This window comes from Magnetospirillum gryphiswaldense MSR-1 v2, from assembly GCF_000513295.1.
GTDB classification, from domain to species: domain Bacteria; phylum Pseudomonadota; class Alphaproteobacteria; order Rhodospirillales; family Magnetospirillaceae; genus Magnetospirillum; species Magnetospirillum gryphiswaldense.
Genome location: NC_023065.1, coordinates 2,066,903 through 2,087,500 on the forward strand (window position 1 = coordinate 2,066,903; position 20,598 = coordinate 2,087,500).

Here is a 20,598-nt window from a genome sequence, read left to right on the forward strand (position 1 = left end):
TGGGCCCCCGACAACGGTCGGGCGTCGCCCCGCTATGGCCCTTGCCCTCGCGGCGGCACAGCTCGGCGATGCTGTCCTCGCCGTGAGGACGGTGATGAATGGCAGCTACGGGTCATGTAGGGCCGATGGACGAAAACCCGTTGGATAGCCGCAATGTTTGAAAGCGGCCATCTGCCACTATCTTTCCCGCCCCCTCTCCCTTTCCGGCTTCGGGGACGGTGACAAGGCTTTTCAGCACCAGTACCGCCGACATGAGTGGGAGGTCGTCCTGCCCGAGTTGGTATTCAACGATCAACGGCACATCCACCTGCGCAGAATTTCGATTCCTAATGAGTCCATGGTGAGTCCATGGCGATTGCCCAAACGCAAAAAGCCGCCCCGAGGGGCGGCTAATTGTTTGATATTTCTATCTAATTTGGTTGCGGGGGCAGGATTTGAACCTGCGGCCTTCAGGTTATGAGGCCCATCTGGAAGGCCGTTTTTCATCGAAATATCAAAGCGTTACATTATATCGCAAAGCCCGTGTCGCGCCCGTGTTGCACGGAATGCTTTGTACTCCCCGTCAACCAAGAAGCCGCGCCTCGACCTGCGCCATGGCCTTCTGGTGGTCGGGGCTGGGAAACATGTGGCCATACCGTTCCATGGTCATCTGCACCGAGGAATGGCCGGCGAAGGTCATGACCTCCTTGATGCCGAACCCCTGTTCGATCCACAGGGACACGGCGAAGTGGCGCAGGTCGTGCCAGCGGGTCTGGATGCCATGGCGCTGGCACAGCGGTTTGAAGTGACGGCGCATGGTGTTGTTGTGGTCCGACACCGAGCCGTCGTTGGCGGGGAAGACCAGATCCATTTCGCCCTTGGGGCAGGCCAGCTTCCATTCGCGCAGGGCGTTCAGCACCATCGGCCCGGCCGGAACCGAGCGGTGGCCGGCGGCGGATTTCGGCTCGCCGATCTCGCAGTAGAAGTCGGCCCGCTGGCGGATATGCAGGTAGCCATCGGCGAAGTCCACATCCTGCCAGCGCAGCCCCCGCGCCTCGGAGGCCCGCAGGCCGCACAGGGCGCTGACGATCAGCAACGGGCGCAGGCGGCCGACGGCATTGTCGATGAGCGTCTTCACGTCCTTCTTGCTGGGCACGGCGACCTTCTGATCGATGCGGCTGGCGCGCAGCACCTTCACCCCCTGGGCGGCATTGCCCGGCACCTGCCCGTTGTCCATGGCGTGGGACAGAATCAGGCGCAGCACACCCAGCACCTTGCGCACCATCGCCTCGGATCGGCCCGACGCCAGCAGGCGGTCGCGGAACTCGTTCACCTCTTTGCGGGTCAGGCGCGACAGCTTGATGGTGGTGATCCCCACCTCGGCATCCTTGATGTGCAAGCGGACCTTGTCATCGTAATCCCGAAAGGTGGCCCGTTCCATCCGCCGCCCGGTATCGCGGCGGGTGGCGCAGTGATCCAGCCACGCCTGCGCCGCCTCGCCCAGGGAGATGCTTTCGGCATCGTGGACATAGGTGCCGGTGGCCACCTGGGCGCGGGCCGTCACCAGGAAGGCGTCGGCGTCCTTCTTGCGGGTGAACAGCTTGGCCCTTCGCTTGCCCGCTTGATCGAAGAAATCGACCTGCCAGCGATCCTTTCCGCTGGGCAGGGTCCGCTTTCTGATGGTCGCCATGGCCTTCCTCCCTCTCGCATCCGTCGTCCATACACCCTCGATCTGGCCATGATTTCCAGCGGTTCCCAAACGCTTCCCGATCATTCCCAACCTTCATTTGACTTTACCGCAAATGGCACTTGTCGGGAAGTCATGAGTCGTGATAGCAAATGGGATGTCAAAAAGGAGGATGCCCCCAGTATGGCTCGCGCCGCCGAACTCGTCGATCTGATCGCGGCCCTCACCGCCATCGACCATGCCACGGTCACCCGCCACGCACGTTTCGTCCGCGAGGCGGGGTACCTGTCGCAATCCGGTCGTGGCCTGAGCGCCGCGCACATGACCGCCGGGGATGCGGCCCACCTGCTGGTGGCCATCCTCAACAACGGCATCGCCCAGGAGGCGGAGACCATCCTCAAGCATATCGGCAACATGGATGTTTTCACCGCCGACGTGGACAAGGTGCAGGAGAACGGCTCGCCCGACATGCTGGCCCGCCTTCGCGGCATCCTGCCGGTGCTGCTGGATCGGGAACACACCTTCGTCGAGATGCTGACCGGCATCCTCGAATTGGCAGCTCAAGACCCCGCCATGTTCGAGGAAAGGACGCGGAACTCCAGCATCTACTTCGACTGCGACGACTACCAGGCACTGGTCTATTTCGACATCAATCTGGCCGATGTCCCGATGATCGGCGAGCGCCAGACCAGCTTCCAGTACTCCTATTCCCACCCAACCCTGCAATCCAAGTCGCAACACTTCAAGAGATCGACGCAACTTGACTTCACGGGTATCGCCCGCGTCGGCGAACTGATCGCCCGTAAGTAGAACGAAGGAGATCGAACATGACAGAAGCTGCGCGGGTTCAGCCCGCCACGGGAGAGCTTTGCCTGCCGCTGGCCGACGACCTACTGCGTGGCGCCGACGCCATCGCCGAGTTTATCTTCGGCTCGGCCAAGCACCGCCGCAAAATCTATTATTACGCGAACGATGCCAAAATCCGCATGCCGCATTTCCGCATCGGCTCGGTGATCTGCGCCCGCAAAAGCACCCTGCTGGAGTGGGTCAGCCGCCAGGAAAACATGCGGTGACCATGGATACGGTGGGGGAGAGCGCACGGATGTTCACGGTCACCTTGGGGCACGACAGCACCGACAGCGTCTGGACCGATGTGCGCTCCCTTTCCTGGTCCGATCTCTGCACCCTGCTGACCGACCACCGCGAGGGCGGCAAACGCGGCCCCTGCATCGTTCCGGCCCGCTTCCGTGGGCAAAACCGCAAGCAGGCCGAGGCCGACGAGATCGGTATCGTCATGCTGGATGCCGATTGTGGCCACACCCTGGAGGAGATCGCCACCGCCATCCGCGCCACGGGTTGGGCCGCCATCGTCCACTCCACCCATTCGCACATGACCACCCAGACCAGGGCGAATCGGGCACGGTGGGAGTCGTTCCAAGCCGACTGCCCCATCGCCGCCGAGGACTACTTCCTGCGCGACAAGGGCTATCTGCCCCATGTCACGGCGGGCGCCACGGTGATCGAGACCGCCGACAAGGAGGTGACGATCGGGCACCGTCCCTGCCCCAAGTTCCGCGTCGCCATGCCGTTGGTCCACCCGTGGCGGGCCGCCGACTTCCCCGACCAGAAGACGGCCAATGCCGCCTGGAAGGAGCGCATCGAGGCCCTGGCCGCAACGCTCGGCCTGCACCACGACCAGTCCTGCACCGACACCAGCCGCCTGTTCTACCTGCCGCGCCATGCGCCGGGCGCACCGTTCGAGACGCTGGTGATCGAGGGCGCGGATTGCGACCTGTGGTCCCTGGCCTCGGCCCCCATGCCGATGGAGGCGGCCCGCCCCAAACTCGCCACCACCTCCGCCGCCCCCGTGCAGGCAGCCGACCCCGCCACCAGCGAAATGCTCGACCTCGCCCGCTGGGCCGCGACCCATGGTGACCGCTTCCTGATCGCCACGGCGCTGGCGGCTCGTTCACCCGGTGTGCTCATCGGCCATGTCGCCGATGGCGTGAAGCACCACATTCGCTGCGTCAACGAGGACTCCCACACCGTCCCCGGCCCCGACGGCGCCACCTTCGTCATCGACGCCGGACAGTCCGAGAATGGCGGCTTCGTCCATCACTGCCGCCATGCCCATTGCGACGGAAAGGACCGGCTGTTCTTCCTCGGTCGCATGATCGAGCGGGGCTGGCTCTCGCCCGCCGACCTGACCGAACCGGCCTTCCTGCTGGGGGCCGACGAGGGCGAGCCCGGCGACGTGCCCACCTATGAAGACTGCATGGCCATCGCCGAAGCCCTCGGCCCCGACACCACGCCGGCCGAGATCAACAAGGCGCTCACCGATATCTACGAGGCCCGGCTCGATCCCATCGCCCTGCGCATGGTCCTGGGGCTGATGAAGAAGCAGACCGGCCTGCCGCTCACCGTGTTCCAGCAGGGGCTGGCCGCCATCCGCGCCGAGCGCCGGGGGCCGTCCGAAGACCTCGGCCTCAAGGTGGCCAAGGTCACCCTGGCCGAGTTCTTCGCCGGCGGCGACCATCTTGTGCGCGGCGTCGACAAATGCTTCTGGGCCTATACCGGCACCCACTGGACGCGGCTCACCGACGAGCAGGTGCTGAACCGCATCGTCGATGTGGTCGAGCGTCACATCGATCCCGACGACATCGGCTTTCGCACCGTGGCCGATGCCGCCTTCAAGCTGCTGACCGGATTGCGCGCCCTTCCCGGCGACGTGCTGCGCCTGACCGACGAACCCGCTCCGGTCATCAACTGCCGGAACGGCGAGTTGTGGATTTCCGGTGACGGCTCCACCCGCCTGCTGCCGCACCGCTTCGACACCTACCTGACCTACGTCCTCGATGTCGATTACGATCCCGCCGCCACCTGCCCCCGCTTCGACCGGGCGCTGCTCGACATCTTCGCCCGCTCAACCGATCCCGCCGACATGGCCCGCCACTTCATGGAGTTCTTCGGCTACGCCATCCAGCCCCGCCGCGACATCGCCTGCTACTTCATGCTGCGCGGCCAGGGCAACAACGGCAAGACCAAGCTGATGCAGACCATCGAGCGGCTGATCAACAAGCGGGCCATCTACAGCGACCGCATGGCCAACATCGAATCCGACAGGTTCGCAATCGGCTCGCTGGCCGGCAAGCTGATCCTGCTCGATGACGACGTGGACACCGACACCCTGCTGCCCGACGGCTTCCTCAAGAAGGTCTCCGAGCGCAAGATCCTCACCGGCCAGTTGAAGTTCAAGGACGCCTTCGAGTTCGTCGCCACCTGCCTGCCGGTGATGCTGGCCAACAACTACCCCCGCTGTTCCGACCTCTCCTGGGGGCAACGCCGCCGCGCCAAGATCATCCCCTTCGACCGCATCTTCACCGATGCCGACAAGGACGACCGCCTGTTTCCCGGCATCTGGGCCAACGAACTGCCGGGCGTGCTCAACCGGGCCATCGAGGGACTGCAACGCCTGCGCCAGCGCAGCGGCTTCGCCGAGCCCACCGATTGCCGGAAGGCCATGAACGACTGGCTGGCCCACGCCAACCCGCTGGCCGGATTCATCGAGGAGACGTGCCGGGCCGACCTCGCCGCCAGCGTCCCCACCAGCGCCTTCTACACCCGCTTCAGGGAATGGGCCGAGGAGGCCGGCATCCGCAACATCCCTGCCCGCAACACCATCAAGCGCAACCTGGAGAACCTGGGCTATCGCGTCGCCCATTCCAGCGCCGGCTCGGTCGTCCACGGCATCGAGATCGTGGGCCACTGGTACGCGTCTCGGACCGCCGCGTGAGGGAGAATGACGAAAGTGACGAAACTTCGGCCATTAATATCTCATACGGAAATGATGAATCCCATGATTCGTAATCTATCGCGCCCGCAAGGAAGCTTTGTTGAGGATCGGGAATCCCGAGTATTCATGTTCGTATGGTTATTTAATGCGCCAAGTTTCGTCACTTTCGTCATTTCACCTTCAACCCATTGCAAGACAAGGAGAAATCACCACCGGCCAGTGTCACGGGGCACGACGAGTTTCGTCACGCCGGTGACGAAACTTCCGGGCAGGAGTGACGAAACCGCGGTTCCTCCTGGGCCTTTCCCTATGCGGGGAGCCTCAGCGCACGACCTTGCCAGCCTGGGGCCGCACAATGACTAAACTAAACACCGTCGAGACCAAGACCGAGTTCGCCGCCCGCGTCGGCCTCACCAAGGGCCGCATCTCGCAGTTGGTCGCCGATGGCCTGCCGGTGCAGCCCGACGGCACCATCGCCATCGCCGAGGGACTGGCCTGGATGGAAGCCAACCTCGATCCCGCCCGGCGCAACAAGGGCGGCCCCCCGGCCCCGGTCGCCACCGGCACCCTGTCGCTGGCCGAGGCCCGGCGCATGTACATGGTGGTGCAGGTGCAACGCGCCCGCCTCGCCTACGACAAGGAACGCGGCCAAGTGATCGACGCCAAGGAAGCGGCGGCGGCGGTGTTCTCCCGCGCCAAGGCGGAACGCGATTCCCACATGGCCTGGGTCAGCCGCACCGCGCCCCTGCTGGCGGCCGAGACCGGCGCCGATCCCCAGGCGACCTTCGCCGCCCTCGACCGGTTCATGCGCGAGCATCTGGAGCACCTGTCCGACACCCCGGTCTGGACCTTGCGCGATGGCGAATGAAACCGCGCTGTCGGTGGTGGATCGGGCATGGCGACGGGGCATCCGCCCGGAGCCGCCCATCCCAGTATCGGACTGGGCAGACCGCAACCGGGTACTGCCGCCCACCTCGGCCGAGCCGGGCCGCTGGCGCACCAATCGCACGCCTTATCTCAAGGCGGTGATGGATGCGCTGTCCACCGCCAGCCCCTTCGAGCGGGTGGTGCTGATGAAGGGCGCCCAGACCGGCGGCACCGAGGCCGGCCTCAACTGGCTGGGCTACATCATCCACAACGCGCCGGGCATCACCATGCTGGTGCAGCCCTCGCTGGACATGGTCCGCCGCAACACCACCGTGCGCATCGATCCGCTGATCGAGACCACCCCCAGCGTGCGCGAACTGGTCTCGCCCGCTCGGTCACGGGACGCCGGCAACAGCCTGTTCCGCAAATCCTTCCCCGGCGGGCAATTGGTGATGACCGGGGCCAATTCCGCCGCCGGATTGCGCTCGACCCCGGTGCGCTATCTGTTTCTGGACGAGGTGGACGGCTATCCCGGCGATGCCGACGGCGAGGGCGATCCGGTCGATCTCGCCATCCAGCGCACCGCCACCTTCCGGGGCCGGCGCAGAATCTACATGGTCTCAACGCCGACCTTGAAGGGCCATTCCCGCATCGAGGCAGCGTTCCTGGAATCCGACCAACGCTACTTCCATGTCCCGTGCCTGCATTGCGGCGACATGGCCCCCATCACCTGGGCACGCATCCGCTGGCCCGAGGGCCGCCGCGATCAGGCGTTCCTGATCTGCGAGTCCTGCGGCGGCATCCACCACGAGCACGACAAGCCCGCTCTGCTGGCGGCAGGTGAATGGCACCCCACGGCGGCGGGCGATGGCCGCACCGCCGGCTTCCACCTGTCGGCCCTCTATTCCCCCTGGGAGACCTGGGCCGAAATCGCCATCGAGCATGGCCGCGTCAAGTCCGACCCACCCCGGCTCCAGGTCTGGGTCAACACCAAGCTGGGCGAATCCTGGGAGGATCAGGCCGGCGACACCGTGCCCGCCGATCCGCTGATGGCCCGGCGCGAGGATTGGGGCGACCGCCTGCCCGAGGCGGCCGCCGTGCTGACCGCTGGCGTTGATGTCCAGGGCGACCGGTTGGAGGTGCAGGTGGTCGCCTGGGGCGCCGACGAGGAATCCTGGGTGGTCGACTATCGCGTGCTGTGGGGCGATCCCTCCGGCCCGCGCGTCTGGGCCGATCTCGATGCCTATCTGGCCACCACCTTCGCCCATCCCAAATCCGTCGCCGACCTGTCCATCCGCGCCGCCTGCATCGACACCGGCGGCCACCACACCAAGGCGGCCTACGAATTCTGCCGCACCCGGCTGGCGCGGCGCATCTGGGCAATCAAGGGCAGAGGCGGCGCCAGCATCCCGGTGTGGCCCCGCCGTCCCACCCGCGTGCGCGGCAAAGTGCCGCTGTTCATCGTCGGTGTCGATGCTGTGAAGGACGCCCTCTATGCCCGCCTGCGCCTGAGCGAACCCGGCCCCGGCGCCGTGCATTTCCCGCGCAGCATGGACGCCGACTACTTCCGCCAGCTCACCGCCGAGCGAGTCGTCACCCGCTACGACCGGGGCCGCCCCATCCGTTCGTGGCAGCCCAAGCGGGACGGCGAGCGCAACGAGGCCCTGGACACCTTCGTCTACGCCACCGCCGCCCTGCATGGCCTCGTTGCCATGGGACTGCGGTTGAACGACGAGGCGGCGGCGATGGCGATGCTGCCGACACGGGGGGTACCGGTTACGACGAACACAGCCCCCGCCGCCCGCCCGGCGCTGGCCCCGATCCGGTCGCGGTGGATGGGGTAGCCCGTTACAGCATCCAATGCGCATGGAGGGGGGAGGTTGAATTTCCGAATTTCCAAACGGTGGGGGCATTCCATATGCCCGGCCCTATTGAGGTGAGCGCAGTCGGACGCCCTCCCCTCTTGTGGTGTCTGTAAACTGAAACTCGACGCCCGCGTTTTCAAGGGCTGCCTTGACGGCGGCAATAGTGCTCAATCGTGGATCGACTTGTGAACGCTCAAGCCTTCGGATTGCGTTCACCGATACAATTGCTCTGTCGGCGAGTTCTTGCTGAGACCATCCCAGAAGTGCCCTGGCGGCCCGAATTTGGCGTGCTGATATCATGCACGCAATGAGGCGATACCAAGGCGCACACGAAAACTGAAAGTGTATTAATCATGCTTGAATGGGTGAAAATCACTCGTTATCATCCCCCTGCCGCCCGCGCGTGAGGTTCTTTGCTCGTTCACGATTCGATGGGCGCGGTACGGCAAGCCGTACAACGGTGAAGTTTAGAATGAATCACAAGAAGCAGCCAGGGACTCTCATACGCCCTGCAAAGGGAGTCTCCTTGGTAGAAATAGCAGGTTGATACCCGCATTTTTTATGTGCCATATACACGGCGGGGTGTATGCAATCTTCGGTGTTTGGTCGAGGGGGAAATCCGTGCTGGTGATGACACGAGGAATTGCCGGAAAAGTTCGCCTTCTGGTCGCGACTGCTTCTGTTGTCTCGCTCGGAGTGATACCGGACGCCCTGGCGCAAAATCGCCTCCCAGCCTCGGACGATCCGGGACGGATCGAGCGTCGCTTCCCATCCCCTGCCGACATGCTGCGCGGCGAAACGCCCACGGATATGTCCACCCCTCCCGGCTCCGGCAACCATCCGGTGCCCACCGTCCGCAAGGACAATACGCCCCAGATCATTCAGGACGGAAACGACATCATCCTTCTCCCCTCCGGGAAGGAGAAAGAGAAGAAATGAGCCGCTCCCGTCTGGTTCTGACCGCAGGCGTCTGCCTTGCCGCCTTGACTGCGACCGCCAACGCCTGGGCGCAAGTCAACGTCGCCGTCGTTCCCGGCGGTGCCGATCCTGGCCGGATCGAGAAGCGCTATGAAGCCCCGCGCAAGCCGCAATCGGTCATCGAGCCCCAAGCCCCCGAGATCGACGAGCAGATGCCGCCCGACCAATCGGATAAAATCCGCCTCACCTTGAACGGGGTGAGTATCGAGGGCGCAACGGTGTTTTCCGTTCCCGAGCTCTCCGTTTTTCATGCCGACAAGCTGGGCAAGGAAGTCTCGTTAACCGAGATTTACAAGGTGGCGGACGAAATCACCGCCAAATACCGCAATGCCGGTTATATCCTGTCCAAGGCCATCGTCCCGCCCCAGCGCATTGCGGGCGGCAATGTCACCCTCCGCGTGGTGGAAGGTCATGTCAACGAGGTGCTGATTGAGGGTGAGGCCAACGGTCGCGCCGCCCTATTCCACGAATGGGGCGAGCGGATCAAGGAATCCAAGCCCCTCGATAACAAGGTACTGGAACGCTACTCGCTCCTCGCCAACGACCTGCCGGGCGTCAAGGCCAAGGCGGTGCTGCGCCCGTCCAAAACCACACCGGGCGCGTCGGACGTGGTGTTCGTCATCGAGCATAAATATATCGACCTGTCGGCCTCTTTCGACAACCGGGGCACCAAGACCAGCGGCCCGCGTGAATACACCCTGGGTGCGGGGATCAATTCGGTCCTGGGACTATACGAGAAGACTTCCGTCAGTTGGATCAACACCACCGAGCAAAGCGAGTTGCGCTATCTGGCGATCCAGCATGACGAGGTGCTGAATTCCGAGGGAACCAAGCTCACCCTGTCGGGCAACCGTAGCCGGGGTGAGCCGGGCGAGTCTCTGCGCGATTTGGAACAGCGCTCCCGCAACGTCACCCTCAGCGCCGCCCTCTCTCATCCCCTAATCCGCACCAGGGCGGAAAACTTCTCCCTGTCCACCGGGTTTACGTCGCGGGATTCACGCTCCGAGCAGTTGGGGCAGATATCGTCCAGCGACCATACCAGGGCGTTCAAGCTCGGCGGCTCCTACGACTTCTCGGATTCCTGGGACGGCGTCAACCTGCTCGCCCTTGACCTGTACCGGGGCATCGACGGCCTGGGGGCCACCCGTTATGAATACGGCTTGAAGTCGCGGGCGCGGGGCCGCGCCGATTTCACCAAGCTGACCCTGGATGCGTCGCGCACCCAGCAACTGCCCAATCAGTTTGCCCTGATTATCGGCATGACCGGCCAATGGTCGGCCAATGCCCTGCTGTCGTCCGAGGAATTCGGCTACGGCGGCTCGCAATACGGTCGCGCCTACGACTCGTCCGAAATCACCGGCGACAACGGCATCGCCGGAAAGCTGGAGCTCCAGTACACCAACCAGGTCGAGGATATCGGGCTGAAATACTATCAGCCGTTCATCTTCTACGATGCCGGTCTCACCCACGACCGCGATCCGGTCAACACCAATGCCGTGCGTACCGGCACCTCGGCGGGCATCGGCATCCGCTTCGGCCTGACCGACTATTTCAGCGGCAGCCTGGAAATCGACAAGCCCCTGACGCGCCCGGTATCCGCCAACCTCCCCGGCGGCAAGGGCAAGGAACCCCGTCTGTTCTTCAGCATCTCGGCAAGGTATTAAGCCATGAGCCCCCTTCCCGCCCGCCGCTCCCTCGTCCGCCAGTGGCTCCGCTCCACCACCGCTCTGGTGGGGAGCCTGCCCATGCTCGGCCTGACGATTTCGCTGGCCCATGCCAATCCGCAGGGCGGCACGGTGGCGCAAGGCTCCGCCGTCATCAGCCAGCCCGATGCCAAGACGGTGCAGGTCAACCAATCCAGCGACCGCGCCGTCATCGACTGGAAAAGCTTCAGCATCGCAGCGGGCGAAACCACCCGCTTCATTCAGCCCTCGTCCTCGTCCATGACCCTGAACCGGGTGACCGGCGATCAGGTGTCGCAGATTCTCGGCAACCTTCAGGCCAATGGCCGCGTCGTCCTGGTCAATCCCAACGGCATCGTCTTCGGCGCGGGCTCCAAGATCGACGTTGCCGCCCTGGTCGCCTCCACCGCCAATATCAAGAACGAGAACTTCATGGCGGGGAACATGAAGTTCGATATCCCCGGCAAGGCAAATGCCCAGATCATCAACGAAGGGACCATCACCGCCGCCGATGGCGGTTTGGTCGCCATCGTGTCCCCCTATCTCCGCAATTCCGGCATCATCTCCGCTCGCCTGGGCAAGGTGGCGCTTGCCGCCGCCAATGGCGTGACCCTGGATCTGTACGGCGACAACCTCATCCTGTTTCAGGCCAGCGACAAGATCGCCAACCAGATCGTCGGAGCCGATGGCCAACCCGTCGCCAGCCTGATCGAGAACAGCGGCAAGATTTACGCCGATGGCGGGCGGGTGCTTATGAGCGCCAATGCCGCCAAGGGCGTGGTGGACAATGCCATCAACACCACTGGCCTGATCAGCGCCCGCGCCGTCGAGCAGCAGGGTGGTGAGATCGTGCTGAAAGGCGAAGACGGCGGTTCCGTCCAGGTGGCGGGCCGTCTTGATGTGTCCGGAGTCGGCACAGGGCAGACGGGCGGCAAGATCACCGTTCAGGGTGACGGGGTCACCCTTGCCGACGGCGCCTCGCTTGATGCCAGCGGCGATGTCGGTGGAGGCAAGGTCACGGTGGGAGGCTGGAACAGCAGCACCGCCCGTATGGCCTCGGATGCGACAGTCGATGCTTCAGCCAAAACAATAGGCAACGGCGGCGAGATTTCCGTGATCGCCGCGGACACCGAAGTTTTCGGCCTCTTGCGAGCCAAGGGCGGCGAATACGGAGGCAATGGCGGCGCCATCGAAACCTCGGGTCATTTTCTGCGGGTGGATGGGATCAAAGTTAACACCAGGGCGGAACGTGGCGAGGTTGGTAGCTACCTTCTTGATCCGACTGACTATACCATTGGAGATGGCGGTGATATTTCGAGCGCCAGCATACGGAGTCTGCTAGACTCCAATAATGTTAGGATTCAAACACAGGCAGATGGACCGGGCGCCGGCGACATATTTGTTCTATCTCCAATAATTTGGGGCTCAAGAAATAAATTAACGCTTGATGCCTACCGAGATATTCATGTGATGTCTGCCATTAATGGGCAAGGCGCCGGATCTGTATTGCTGCGTTCTGACAATACGGGAACAGGAATAGGAACGGTGTACTTTTCGCAAGGTGGCAGGGTTGATGTAACCGGGGAAGGGGCCGTAGGCATTCACTATAACCCTGGGAGCTATATCGATCCCGCAACCCGCTCCAATAGCCAAAGTAACCCATATAGTTCTTACGTCTATCATGACGGAATGCAGCACTCCAATCCGTCGTTTATGTTGGTCAACAGCTTGACGCAGTTGCAATTGATGAACGGCAATCTGAGTGGAAAATATGTGCTAGGAAAAAACATTGATGCGAGCGCAACAGAGACATCAAATTTTGGGGCTGGATTTGTTCCAATTGGCTCCATTTCCAATGCATTCACCGGAGTTCTGAATGGCAATGGCCATTCGATAACAGACTTTCACATTAATAGGCCAACGGAAGATTATGTCGGACTTTTTGGATATACAAACGGTGCCTCTATTTATGACGTAACCCTTACGAATGGAGATGTGATTGGCAGAGCACGAGTTGGAGCGTTAGCTGGGAAAATGGAAGGGCCGACATCCGGCAGCAATGAAAACACCACTTTCACGACAAAGGTATCAGACATTAATTCGAACCTGAATGTTACTGGAAGTGATCTCGCAGGAGGTGTCGTCGGTGAGATACAGGGGGTCAATCTTCATTACATCCAAAGCTCTGGTGTCGTCAGATCAGTCCGGCGCAATGCTAGCGACACCCCAACATGGTTTGGTGGGTTGGTTGGATTTGGAAACAACATATCAGTAACTAATTCATTATTTTCTGGCGAGGTAAATGGAGAGTCGACTACAGGCGGTATAGCCGGTCAACTATCCGGAGGCTCTATTGTTAATAGCTATGTATATGGCAGCGTCTTTGGCACATACTCAACATCAATATTTACAAATATCGGAAACCCAACATCGATAAGAAACTCGTATTGGTATACTGGAGCCTCTGGAGTGCCGGGTACCGTCACAGGCGGCAGCGCTGCATCGCTATTAAACGTAAGAGGCTTGGCAAATTCCGAGCTAATGTCTCCAATATCCTATTCTGGATTTGACTTCAGCCAAACCGGACCTTGGGTCATGAGTGGCGGACGCGCCATGTTGCGTACCGCATCAGCTCGCAACGCAGCCCAAACGGCACAAGAAAACACACAGGTCGGAACCGGCGCGGCCACCTACATTCCGTCTAACAGCGATCTGAATGGGCAACCTCCATCGCCGACGCCTTCACCGACGCCTTCACCGACGCCTTCACCGACGCCTTCACCGACGCCAAATCCCGGGTACACCCCTCCAAAGGTTGACCCAAACATTGTTTCACAAATTATGCAGGCATCAACTCCTACTGGAGCCCTTCTTGCCTTTAACGACGCATTTGGCTCATTTTTGTCGGATGCATCTTTATTGATGAAGAGAGATCCAAGCGCAGTCGCCGCCCTTCAGAGATCCATAGCAGAAGACATAGGCAGCTGGTATTCAGGCGGTCACATGCGCTCAGACTATCTCGTTGCACAGCATTCAGGGGCAGTTAATAGAGTTATTGGCGCTTCAGGTGGCGCCATTGATGCCACATCCCAAGCCCTTGGCGCTCTATCCGATGTGAGCTCAGGCATTTCGTCTGCCTTTAACATCGCGTCACTGGCGAAGGGATCATATGAACTTTTAAAAGACATTCCAGACCTAACTAGAGATGCAATAAATGGAATTCGCGATATTCCAAGGGACATCCAAACGCTAAAGAACATGTCTCAGAAAATATCAGCATTTTCTGACGTAATGTCATCAAATGCCCCTGCTGTAGATAAACTAGATTCTCTCTCCACCCTTGTTTCTTATCTTGCTGAAGCGTCTGGAGACACAGGCACAGCAAGAGCACTTAAAAGCGTGCACGCCATCATAGATAATGCAAAAAAGGCAAATTCAAATATTGAAGATGCCTTATCCGAGGTTAATAAGACTGTTTCACTTATTGTGTCCGCATATCAAGCTGACAGCGACCGCTACAAAACTCCCGAGCTCATGGTTCAAGATGAACTTCTCAAGCAATATGCGCAAAAGGAGGGGTTATCTGTAATCGAATTTGCGCGCAAACACCCTGATGTTCTGGTGTTCACTGAAGGACGAGGTTTCCTTGGACTGGGAGATGGAAACCCTAAGACATTACGCGAAGTGTATGGTGGATAAAACACGCCCAGGAAATAGACGTAGCATAGAAGGAAGATGGGGTCTAAGCTTTACGGGCTGACCGCTCGTTTTGATGCAAGCTCCTGCTTTCATAGTCTTTTCGCCGGCCCCGTGAGCAATTACACAAAGCGCACCACCATTACACCCGCCGATCACGAACCTGCACCAAACATTCCAAAACTCTCCGAATAGCCAGGGAATCCGCCGTCTCCGATAATCGGTGGCATGTGGAAATCCCTTCTCCGTGCCGTTGGCCTCGACCGCCGCCGCTCATTTGACGCGGCTGGCGGTGGTCGGCGTTGGGATGGCGCCCGCACGGTGGACGGCCTCAACGGCTCGATCCAGGCCGGCGCCACCACGGCGGCGCGGCGGGCCGGCTGGTATGCCCGCAACAATCCCTGGGTGTCGGCGGCGGTGCAGTCGCTGGCCGCCAATGCGGTGGGAGCCGGCATTAAGCCGCGCTCGCGCCATCCCGATGCCAAGGTCCGCGACACTCTGCATGCGCTGTGGGACCGCTGGACGGATCGGGCCGACGCCGCCGGCCTGACCGATTTCTACGGCCTCCAGGCCCTGGCCTTCCGCGCCATGGTGGAGAGCGGCGAGAGCTTCGCCCGCCTGCGCATCGCCGAGGATGTTTCCCCCCTGCCGCTCGCCATCGACCTGCTCGACCGCGAACAGGTGCCGTTGGACCTTCATCGCGACATCGGGGCCGGCGCCCGCATCCAGGCCGGCATCGAGTTCGACGGCAATGGCCGCCGCGTCGCCTACCATTGCTATGCCAACCGTCCCGGCGATGCCCTGGCACCGCTGTCGCTCAACACCGTGCGCCTGCCGGCCGGCGACGTGGCCCACCTGTTCCAGCCGCTGGCGCCGGGGCAGGTGCGCGGCATCACTTGGCTGGCCCCGGTGCTGCTGCGCGTCCACGAACTCGACCAATACGAGGACGCGGCCCTGGTCAAGGCCAAGGTCGCCGCCCTGTTCACCGGCTTCATCCGCGATCCCGACGGCACGGTGGCCGGCTTCAACGACGGCAGCGGCATCGGGGGTGTGTTGCAGGTGGGCATGGAACCGGGCAGCCTGATTCCGTTGCCGCCCGGCGCCGACATCCAGTTCTCCGATCCGGCCGATCCCGGCGATTACGGCGCCTACACCAAGACCCACATCCGCGCCATCGCCAGCGGGCTGGGCCTGCCCTACGAACTGGTCTCGGGCGACCTGGAGGGCGTCACCTATTCCAGCATCCGGGCCGGACTGGTGGAATTCCGCCGCCGCATCGAGCAGGTGCAGCACACGGTGCTGGTGCATCAGTTCTGCCGCCCGGTGTGGGAACGCTTCGTGCGGCTTGCCGTGCTGGCCGGCCACCTGCCCGCCGCCGGCTTCGACCGCGATCCGTACGCCTTCCTCGCCTGCGACTGGCTGCCGCCCAAATGGGACTGGGTCGATCCGCTGAAGGACGCGCGGGCCGAGATCGAGCAGATCAAGGCGGGGCTGAAAAGCCGCAGCCAGAGCATTGCCGAACGCGGCTACGACGCGGAGGACGTGGATGCCGCCATCGCCGCCGACCGCGAGCGGGAGAAGCGCCTCGGCCTGAATATGGAGGCGCCCAATGGCTGACCTGATCACCCGCCGCAGCACCCTGGCCCCGGCCAGCATCGACGCTGAGGCCCGCACCGCCGAGGTGGTGTGGAGCACCGGGGCCGGTGTGCGCCGTCGTGACCTCTCCGGCCCCTACGAGGAGCGGCTGTCGTTGGCCCCCGATGCGGTAGACCTGTCGCGCCTGATCGGCGCCTCGGTCCTGGATGCCCATCGCCAGGACGCGGTGCGCGACGTGCTGGGCACGGTGCGGGGGGCCTCGGTCGATGGAACCCAGGGCGTGGCTCTGGTGCAGTTCTCGGCCCGGCCCGAGGTGGAGCCGGTCTGGCAGGACGTTATGAGCGGCATCCTGCGCCACATCTCGGTCGGCTACACCGTCGAGCAATGGGCCGAAAGCCTGGACAAGGGCGTGCGGGTGCTGACCGCCACCCGCTGGACACCCATTGAAATTTCCCTGGTCCCGACGCCGGCCGATCCCGGCGCCCATATCCGCATGGAGGAGAGAATGCCCGAAGCCGTCCCCACCATCCCCGAAGGGGATGGTGTCTACACCCGCGCCGCCATCAATGCCGAGATCCGCTCCGTCGCCCGCGTTGCCGGGCTGGGGCAAGACTTCGTCGATGGCCTGATCGACCGTGACGCCAGCGCCGACGAGGCCCGCCGCGCCGCCTTCGCCGAACTGGCCCAGCGCAGCGGCCCCACCATCCGCACCGAGCAGGTACGGGTCGAGCACGTCGCCAGCCACGACGATCCCGACGCCCGCGCCCGCGAGATGGGCGAGGCGCTCTATGCCCGCATCAATCCGGCGCACGCGCTTTCGGAACCGGCCCGGCGCTATGCCTATTCCACCTGCGCCGAGATGGCGCGAGAACTGCTGACCCTGCGTGGCCATGCCGTCACCGGCCTGTCGCCCGCAGCCATCGTCACCCGCGCCCTGCACACCACCAGCGATTTCGGCATCATCCTGGGCGACACGGTGGGGCGCACCCTGCGCGCCGCCTATCAGGCCGCACCCTCGGGCATCCGCCAGCTGGGCCGCCAGACCTCGGCCCGCGACTTCCGCGCCGTCAACAAGATCATGTTGGGCGAGGCGCCCCTGCTGGAGAAGCTGGGCGAGCACGGCGAGATCAAGGCCGGCACCATGGCCGAGGCTCGCGAGGCGTACAAGATCGAGACCTGGGCGCGCAAGATCGGCATCACCCGCCAGGTGATCGTCAACGACGATCTCGGCGCCTTCTCCGACCTCGCGCGACGCATGGGCCAGGGGGCGGCGGAGACCGAAGCCCGCCTGCTGGTCGAACTGGTGGAGGCCAATTCCGGCAACGGGCCGAAGCTCGCCGACGGCAAGCCGCTGTTCCATGCCGACCACGGCAACAAGGCAGGCTCGGGTGCCGCCATCTCCGACACCACCCTGTCCGCCGCCCGCTTGGCCCTTCGCACCCAGAAGGGCATCGAGGACCGCATCATCCGGGTGACGCCCAAATACCTGCTGGTGCCGCCCGCCCTGGAGACCGAGGCGGAACGCTGGCTGGCCTCGGTGGCGGCGGCCAAGGCGGCCGACGTCAATCCCTTCGCCGGCTCGCTGACCATGGTGGTCGAGCCCCGCCTGTCCAGCGCCGGCCGGTGGTACGTCACCGCCGATCCGGCCGAGATCGACGGCCTGGAATTCGCCTATCTGTCGGGCAGCGAGGGGCCGCAGGTAGAATCCAAATCGGGCTGGGACGTGGACGGCGTCGAGATCCGGGTGATCCTCGATTTCGGCGCCGGCTTCGTCGATCACCGTGGCTGGTACGCCAATGCGGGGGCCGCGTAATGGCCGACAGCGACCAGCTTCTGGCTTGGCGGGAGGCGCTGCTGCGCGCCCGCTACGCCGGCACCCGCACGGTGGAATGCGACGGGCGCAAGGTCGAGTACCGCTCCGATTCCGAGATGGCCTCGGCCCTGGCCGACCTGGAGCGCCGCCTCGGCACCAATGCCCGCGTCACCCAGGTGCGGATCAATTCCAGCAAGGGAGTATGAGAGCATGAAGAACTTCATCCAGGCCGGCGCCATGATCACCATGCCGGCCCCGACCGGGGGCATCGCCTCGGGCCAGGGCATGATCCTCGGCGGGCTGTTCGGCATCGCCGCCACCACGGCTCAGGAAGGGACCAATGTGGAAATCGCCACCACCGGCGTCTACGACCTGCCAAAGACCCCGGCCACGGTGTTCGCCCAGGGCGACCGGGTGGCGTGGGACGACACCGCCAAGGTGATCGCCCCGCCCGGCGTCGGGCTCTATCCGGTCGGCATCGCCATCACGGCCTCCGGCAACGGCGCCACCACGGTGCGGGTGCGCCTGGACGGGGTGGCGACGGTCGCCGCGTAATTCCGCGAACATCAGGGCAACATCGGCAGATTCCCGTGTCGCATTGGTGTTGCACGGAATCGCCGTCACCGTCCGTAACTGTTTGGAATCGCGTGGTTTCGCGTTGCGTTCTCTTGCAACACGGCTCCGGACATGGGAATGGCGCTAAGCCTTTGACTTAGCGCCATTTTTCTGGTTGCGGGGGCAGGATTTGAACCTGCGACCTTCAGGTTATGAGCCTGACGAGCTACCGGGCTGCTCCACCCCGCGGAAAAGTTTTAGGCCCGGTTTTTGACCGGGCCTAGGCGTTTGTATCGTGATTAGGTTTACTTACATTCTTGGAAGACCTGGCAGCGACCTACTCTCCCGTGCCTTAAGACACAGTACCATTGGCGCTGGGGATTTTCACGTCCGAGTTCGGGATGGGATCGGGTGCAGGCTCCCCGCTATAACCACCAGGTCGTCGAAGAATGTAAGGTTTTTCTGATCCGCGTGCAGCGCTGTATTTCGAAGAGTGTCATTGATATCGGGCTTGCCGCTAGTTAGGAGCGATCAAGCCGATCGAGCTATTAGTATGGCTTAGCTTCATGTGTTACCACACTTCCACACGCCACCTATCGACGTCGTGGTCTACGACGGCTCTGATAGGGAAACCTTGTTTTGAGGGGAGCTTCCCGCTTAGATGCTTTCAGCGGTTATCTCGTCCGTACGTAGCTACCCGGCAATGCCATTGGCATGACAACCGGTACACCAGAGGTACGTCCATCCCGGTCCTCTCGTACTAGGGACAGGTCCTCTCAAGTTTCCGACACCCACGGTAGATAGGGACCGAACTGTCTCACGACGTTCTAAACCCAGCTCACGTACCACTTTAATCGGCGAACAGCCGAACCCTTGGGACCTGCTCCAGCCCCAGGATGTGATGAGCCGACATCGAGGTGCCAAACCTCCCCGTCGATGTGGACTCTTGGGGGAGATCAGCCTGTTATCCCCGGCGTACCTTTTATTCGTTGAGCGATGGCCCTTCCATGCGGGACCACCGGATCACTATGACCGACTTTCGTCTCTGTTCGGCTTGTGGGCCTCACAGTCAGGCGAGCTTATGCCATTGCACTCGACAGCTGATTTCCGACCAGCTTGAGCTCACCATCGCGCGCCTCCGTTACTCTTTAGGAGGCGACCGCCCCAGTCAAACTACCCACCATGCAGGGTCCCGGGCCCGGTTTCACGGGTCGCGGTTAGATACCAGGAAACAAAAGGGTGGTATTTCAAGGATGGCTCCGCACCAGCTGGCGCCGATGTTTCATAGCCTCCCACCTATCCTACACATTCATTCCCTAGTACCACTGCAAAGCTGTAGTAAAGGTGCACGGGGTCTTTCCGTCTAGCCGCGGGTACTCCGCATCTTCACGGAGAATTCAATTTCGCTGAGTTGGTGTTGGAGACAGCGGGGAAGTCGTTACGCCATTCGTGCAGGTCGGAACTTACCCGACAAGGAATTTCGCTACCTTAGGACCGTTATAGTTACGGCCGCCGTTTACCGGGGCTTCAATTCAGAGCTTGCACTCCTCCTTTTAACCTTCCGGCACCGGGCAGGCGTCAGACCCTATACGTCGTCTTACAGACTTCGCAGAGCCCTGTGTTTTTAGTAAACAGTCGCCACCCCCTGGTCTGTGCCACCTATCCCTACTTGCGTAAGGACAGGTACCCCTTATCCCGAAGTTACGGGGTCAATTTGCCTAGTTCCTTCAACACCATTCTCTCAAGCGCCTTGGTATACTCTACCAGTCCACCTGTGTCGGTTTCGGGTACGGTCTATACGCTGGAGTTATTTCCTGGACCCTCTTCGCTGCACCCACAATCCGATAAGCAGGTACAACTTACGAAGGTCGTCACTTCCAGCAGGCCCACGAATATTAACGTGGTTCCCATCGACTACGCCTTTCGGCCTCGCCTTAGGGGCCGGCTCACCCTGCGCGGATTAGCCTTGCGCAGGAACCCTTGGACTTTCGGCGAGAGTGTTTCTCACACTCTTTGTCGCTACTCATGTCAGCATTCTCACTTCCGATACCTCCAGCGCCTCTCACGATGACGCCTTCGCAGGCTTA

At 62.3% G+C, this 20,598-nt stretch carries 14 protein-coding genes, 1 tRNA gene and 2 rRNA genes (1 of these 17 running past the window's edge); 12 read left to right on the forward strand and 5 right to left on the reverse strand.

From position 1 onward, the window contains the following. Positions 1-562: 562 nt before the first annotated feature. On the reverse strand, positions 563-1,669 hold the full coding sequence (locus MGMSRV2_RS09780) for a tyrosine-type recombinase/integrase (protein WP_024080195.1): 1,107 nt from the start codon (positions 1,667-1,669) through the stop codon (positions 563-565). A 132-nt stretch (positions 1,670-1,801) separates the two neighbouring features. Here MGMSRV2_RS09780 and MGMSRV2_RS09785 point away from each other — a divergent pair, with 132 nt between their 5' ends. The 5 genes from MGMSRV2_RS09785 (at position 1,802) to MGMSRV2_RS09805 (ending at position 8,170) form a co-directional block, all read left to right on the forward strand. After that, on the forward strand, positions 1,802-2,476 hold the full coding sequence (locus MGMSRV2_RS09785; RefSeq protein ID WP_024080196.1) for a hypothetical protein: 675 nt from the start codon (positions 1,802-1,804) through the stop codon (positions 2,474-2,476). 17 nt (positions 2,477-2,493) lie between these two features. Continuing rightward, positions 2,494-2,739: a hypothetical protein gene (locus MGMSRV2_RS09790; RefSeq protein WP_024080197.1), complete on the forward strand. Its 246-nt coding sequence runs from the start codon at positions 2,494-2,496 to the stop codon at positions 2,737-2,739. 29 nt (positions 2,740-2,768) lie between these two features. Further along, complete coding sequence (locus MGMSRV2_RS09795; RefSeq protein ID WP_024080198.1) at positions 2,769-5,459, forward strand: DNA primase family protein; 2,691 nt, start codon at positions 2,769-2,771, stop codon at positions 5,457-5,459. 355 nt (positions 5,460-5,814) lie between these two features. Beyond that, positions 5,815-6,327 carry a hypothetical protein gene (locus MGMSRV2_RS09800; protein WP_024080199.1) on the forward strand — a complete coding sequence of 171 codons (513 nt, stop codon included), beginning with the start codon at positions 5,815-5,817 and terminating at the stop codon, positions 6,325-6,327. Continuing rightward, positions 6,317-8,170, forward strand: a complete 1,854-nt coding sequence (locus tag MGMSRV2_RS09805) for a phage terminase large subunit family protein (RefSeq protein ID WP_024080200.1) — start codon at positions 6,317-6,319, stop codon at positions 8,168-8,170. The genes MGMSRV2_RS09800 and MGMSRV2_RS09805 overlap by 11 nt, the downstream gene beginning before the upstream one ends. Positions 8,171-8,254: 84 nt before the next feature. On the opposite strand, the gene MGMSRV2_RS09810 is transcribed toward MGMSRV2_RS09805, so the two are convergent. After that, a complete protein-coding gene (locus MGMSRV2_RS09810) occupies positions 8,255-8,491 on the reverse strand; it encodes a helix-turn-helix domain-containing protein (RefSeq protein WP_041633561.1) in 237 nt (78 codons plus the stop codon). 321 nt (positions 8,492-8,812) lie between these two features. On the opposite strand from MGMSRV2_RS09810, the gene MGMSRV2_RS09815 reads away from it, so the two are divergent. The 7 genes from MGMSRV2_RS09815 (at position 8,813) to MGMSRV2_RS09845 (ending at position 18,511) form a co-directional block, all read left to right on the forward strand. Further along, positions 8,813-9,130 carry a hypothetical protein gene (locus MGMSRV2_RS09815; RefSeq protein WP_024080201.1) on the forward strand — a complete coding sequence of 106 codons (318 nt, stop codon included), beginning with the start codon at positions 8,813-8,815 and terminating at the stop codon, positions 9,128-9,130. Continuing rightward, positions 9,127-10,833 (forward strand): ShlB/FhaC/HecB family hemolysin secretion/activation protein, encoded by a 1,707-nt coding sequence (locus tag MGMSRV2_RS09820; RefSeq protein WP_024080202.1) that lies wholly within the window; start codon positions 9,127-9,129, stop codon positions 10,831-10,833. The genes MGMSRV2_RS09815 and MGMSRV2_RS09820 overlap by 4 nt, the downstream gene beginning before the upstream one ends. 3 nt (positions 10,834-10,836) lie before the next feature. Further along, positions 10,837-14,550 (forward strand): two-partner secretion domain-containing protein, encoded by a 3,714-nt coding sequence (locus tag MGMSRV2_RS09825; RefSeq protein ID WP_024080203.1) that lies wholly within the window; start codon positions 10,837-10,839, stop codon positions 14,548-14,550. A gap of 225 nt (positions 14,551-14,775) precedes the next feature. Next, entirely contained in the window at positions 14,776-16,164 is a 1,389-nt protein-coding gene (locus MGMSRV2_RS09830) for a phage portal protein (RefSeq protein WP_024080204.1), read from the forward strand. Further along, entirely contained in the window at positions 16,157-17,956 is a 1,800-nt protein-coding gene (locus tag MGMSRV2_RS09835; RefSeq protein ID WP_024080205.1) for a prohead protease/major capsid protein fusion protein, read from the forward strand. The genes MGMSRV2_RS09830 and MGMSRV2_RS09835 overlap by 8 nt, the downstream gene beginning before the upstream one ends. Next, positions 17,956-18,162: a phage head-tail joining protein gene (locus MGMSRV2_RS09840; protein WP_024080206.1), complete on the forward strand. Its 207-nt coding sequence runs from the start codon at positions 17,956-17,958 to the stop codon at positions 18,160-18,162. Before MGMSRV2_RS09835 ends, MGMSRV2_RS09840 begins: the two co-directional genes overlap by 1 nt. A 4-nt stretch (positions 18,163-18,166) precedes the next feature. Next, positions 18,167-18,511, forward strand: a complete 345-nt coding sequence (locus MGMSRV2_RS09845) for a DUF2190 family protein (protein ID WP_024080207.1) — start codon at positions 18,167-18,169, stop codon at positions 18,509-18,511. A 172-nt stretch (positions 18,512-18,683) separates the two neighbouring features. Here the strand turns inward: MGMSRV2_RS09845 and MGMSRV2_RS09850 are convergent. The 3 genes from MGMSRV2_RS09850 to MGMSRV2_RS09860 form a co-directional block, all read right to left on the reverse strand. Further along, positions 18,684-18,760: transfer RNA gene (locus MGMSRV2_RS09850), tRNA-Met, on the reverse strand. A 75-nt stretch (positions 18,761-18,835) separates the two neighbouring features. Beyond that, positions 18,836-18,950, reverse strand: a 5S ribosomal RNA gene (rrf, locus tag MGMSRV2_RS09855). A gap of 88 nt (positions 18,951-19,038) precedes the next feature. Further along, positions 19,039-20,598, reverse strand: a 23S ribosomal RNA gene (locus tag MGMSRV2_RS09860) (it continues 1,183 nt past the right edge of the window).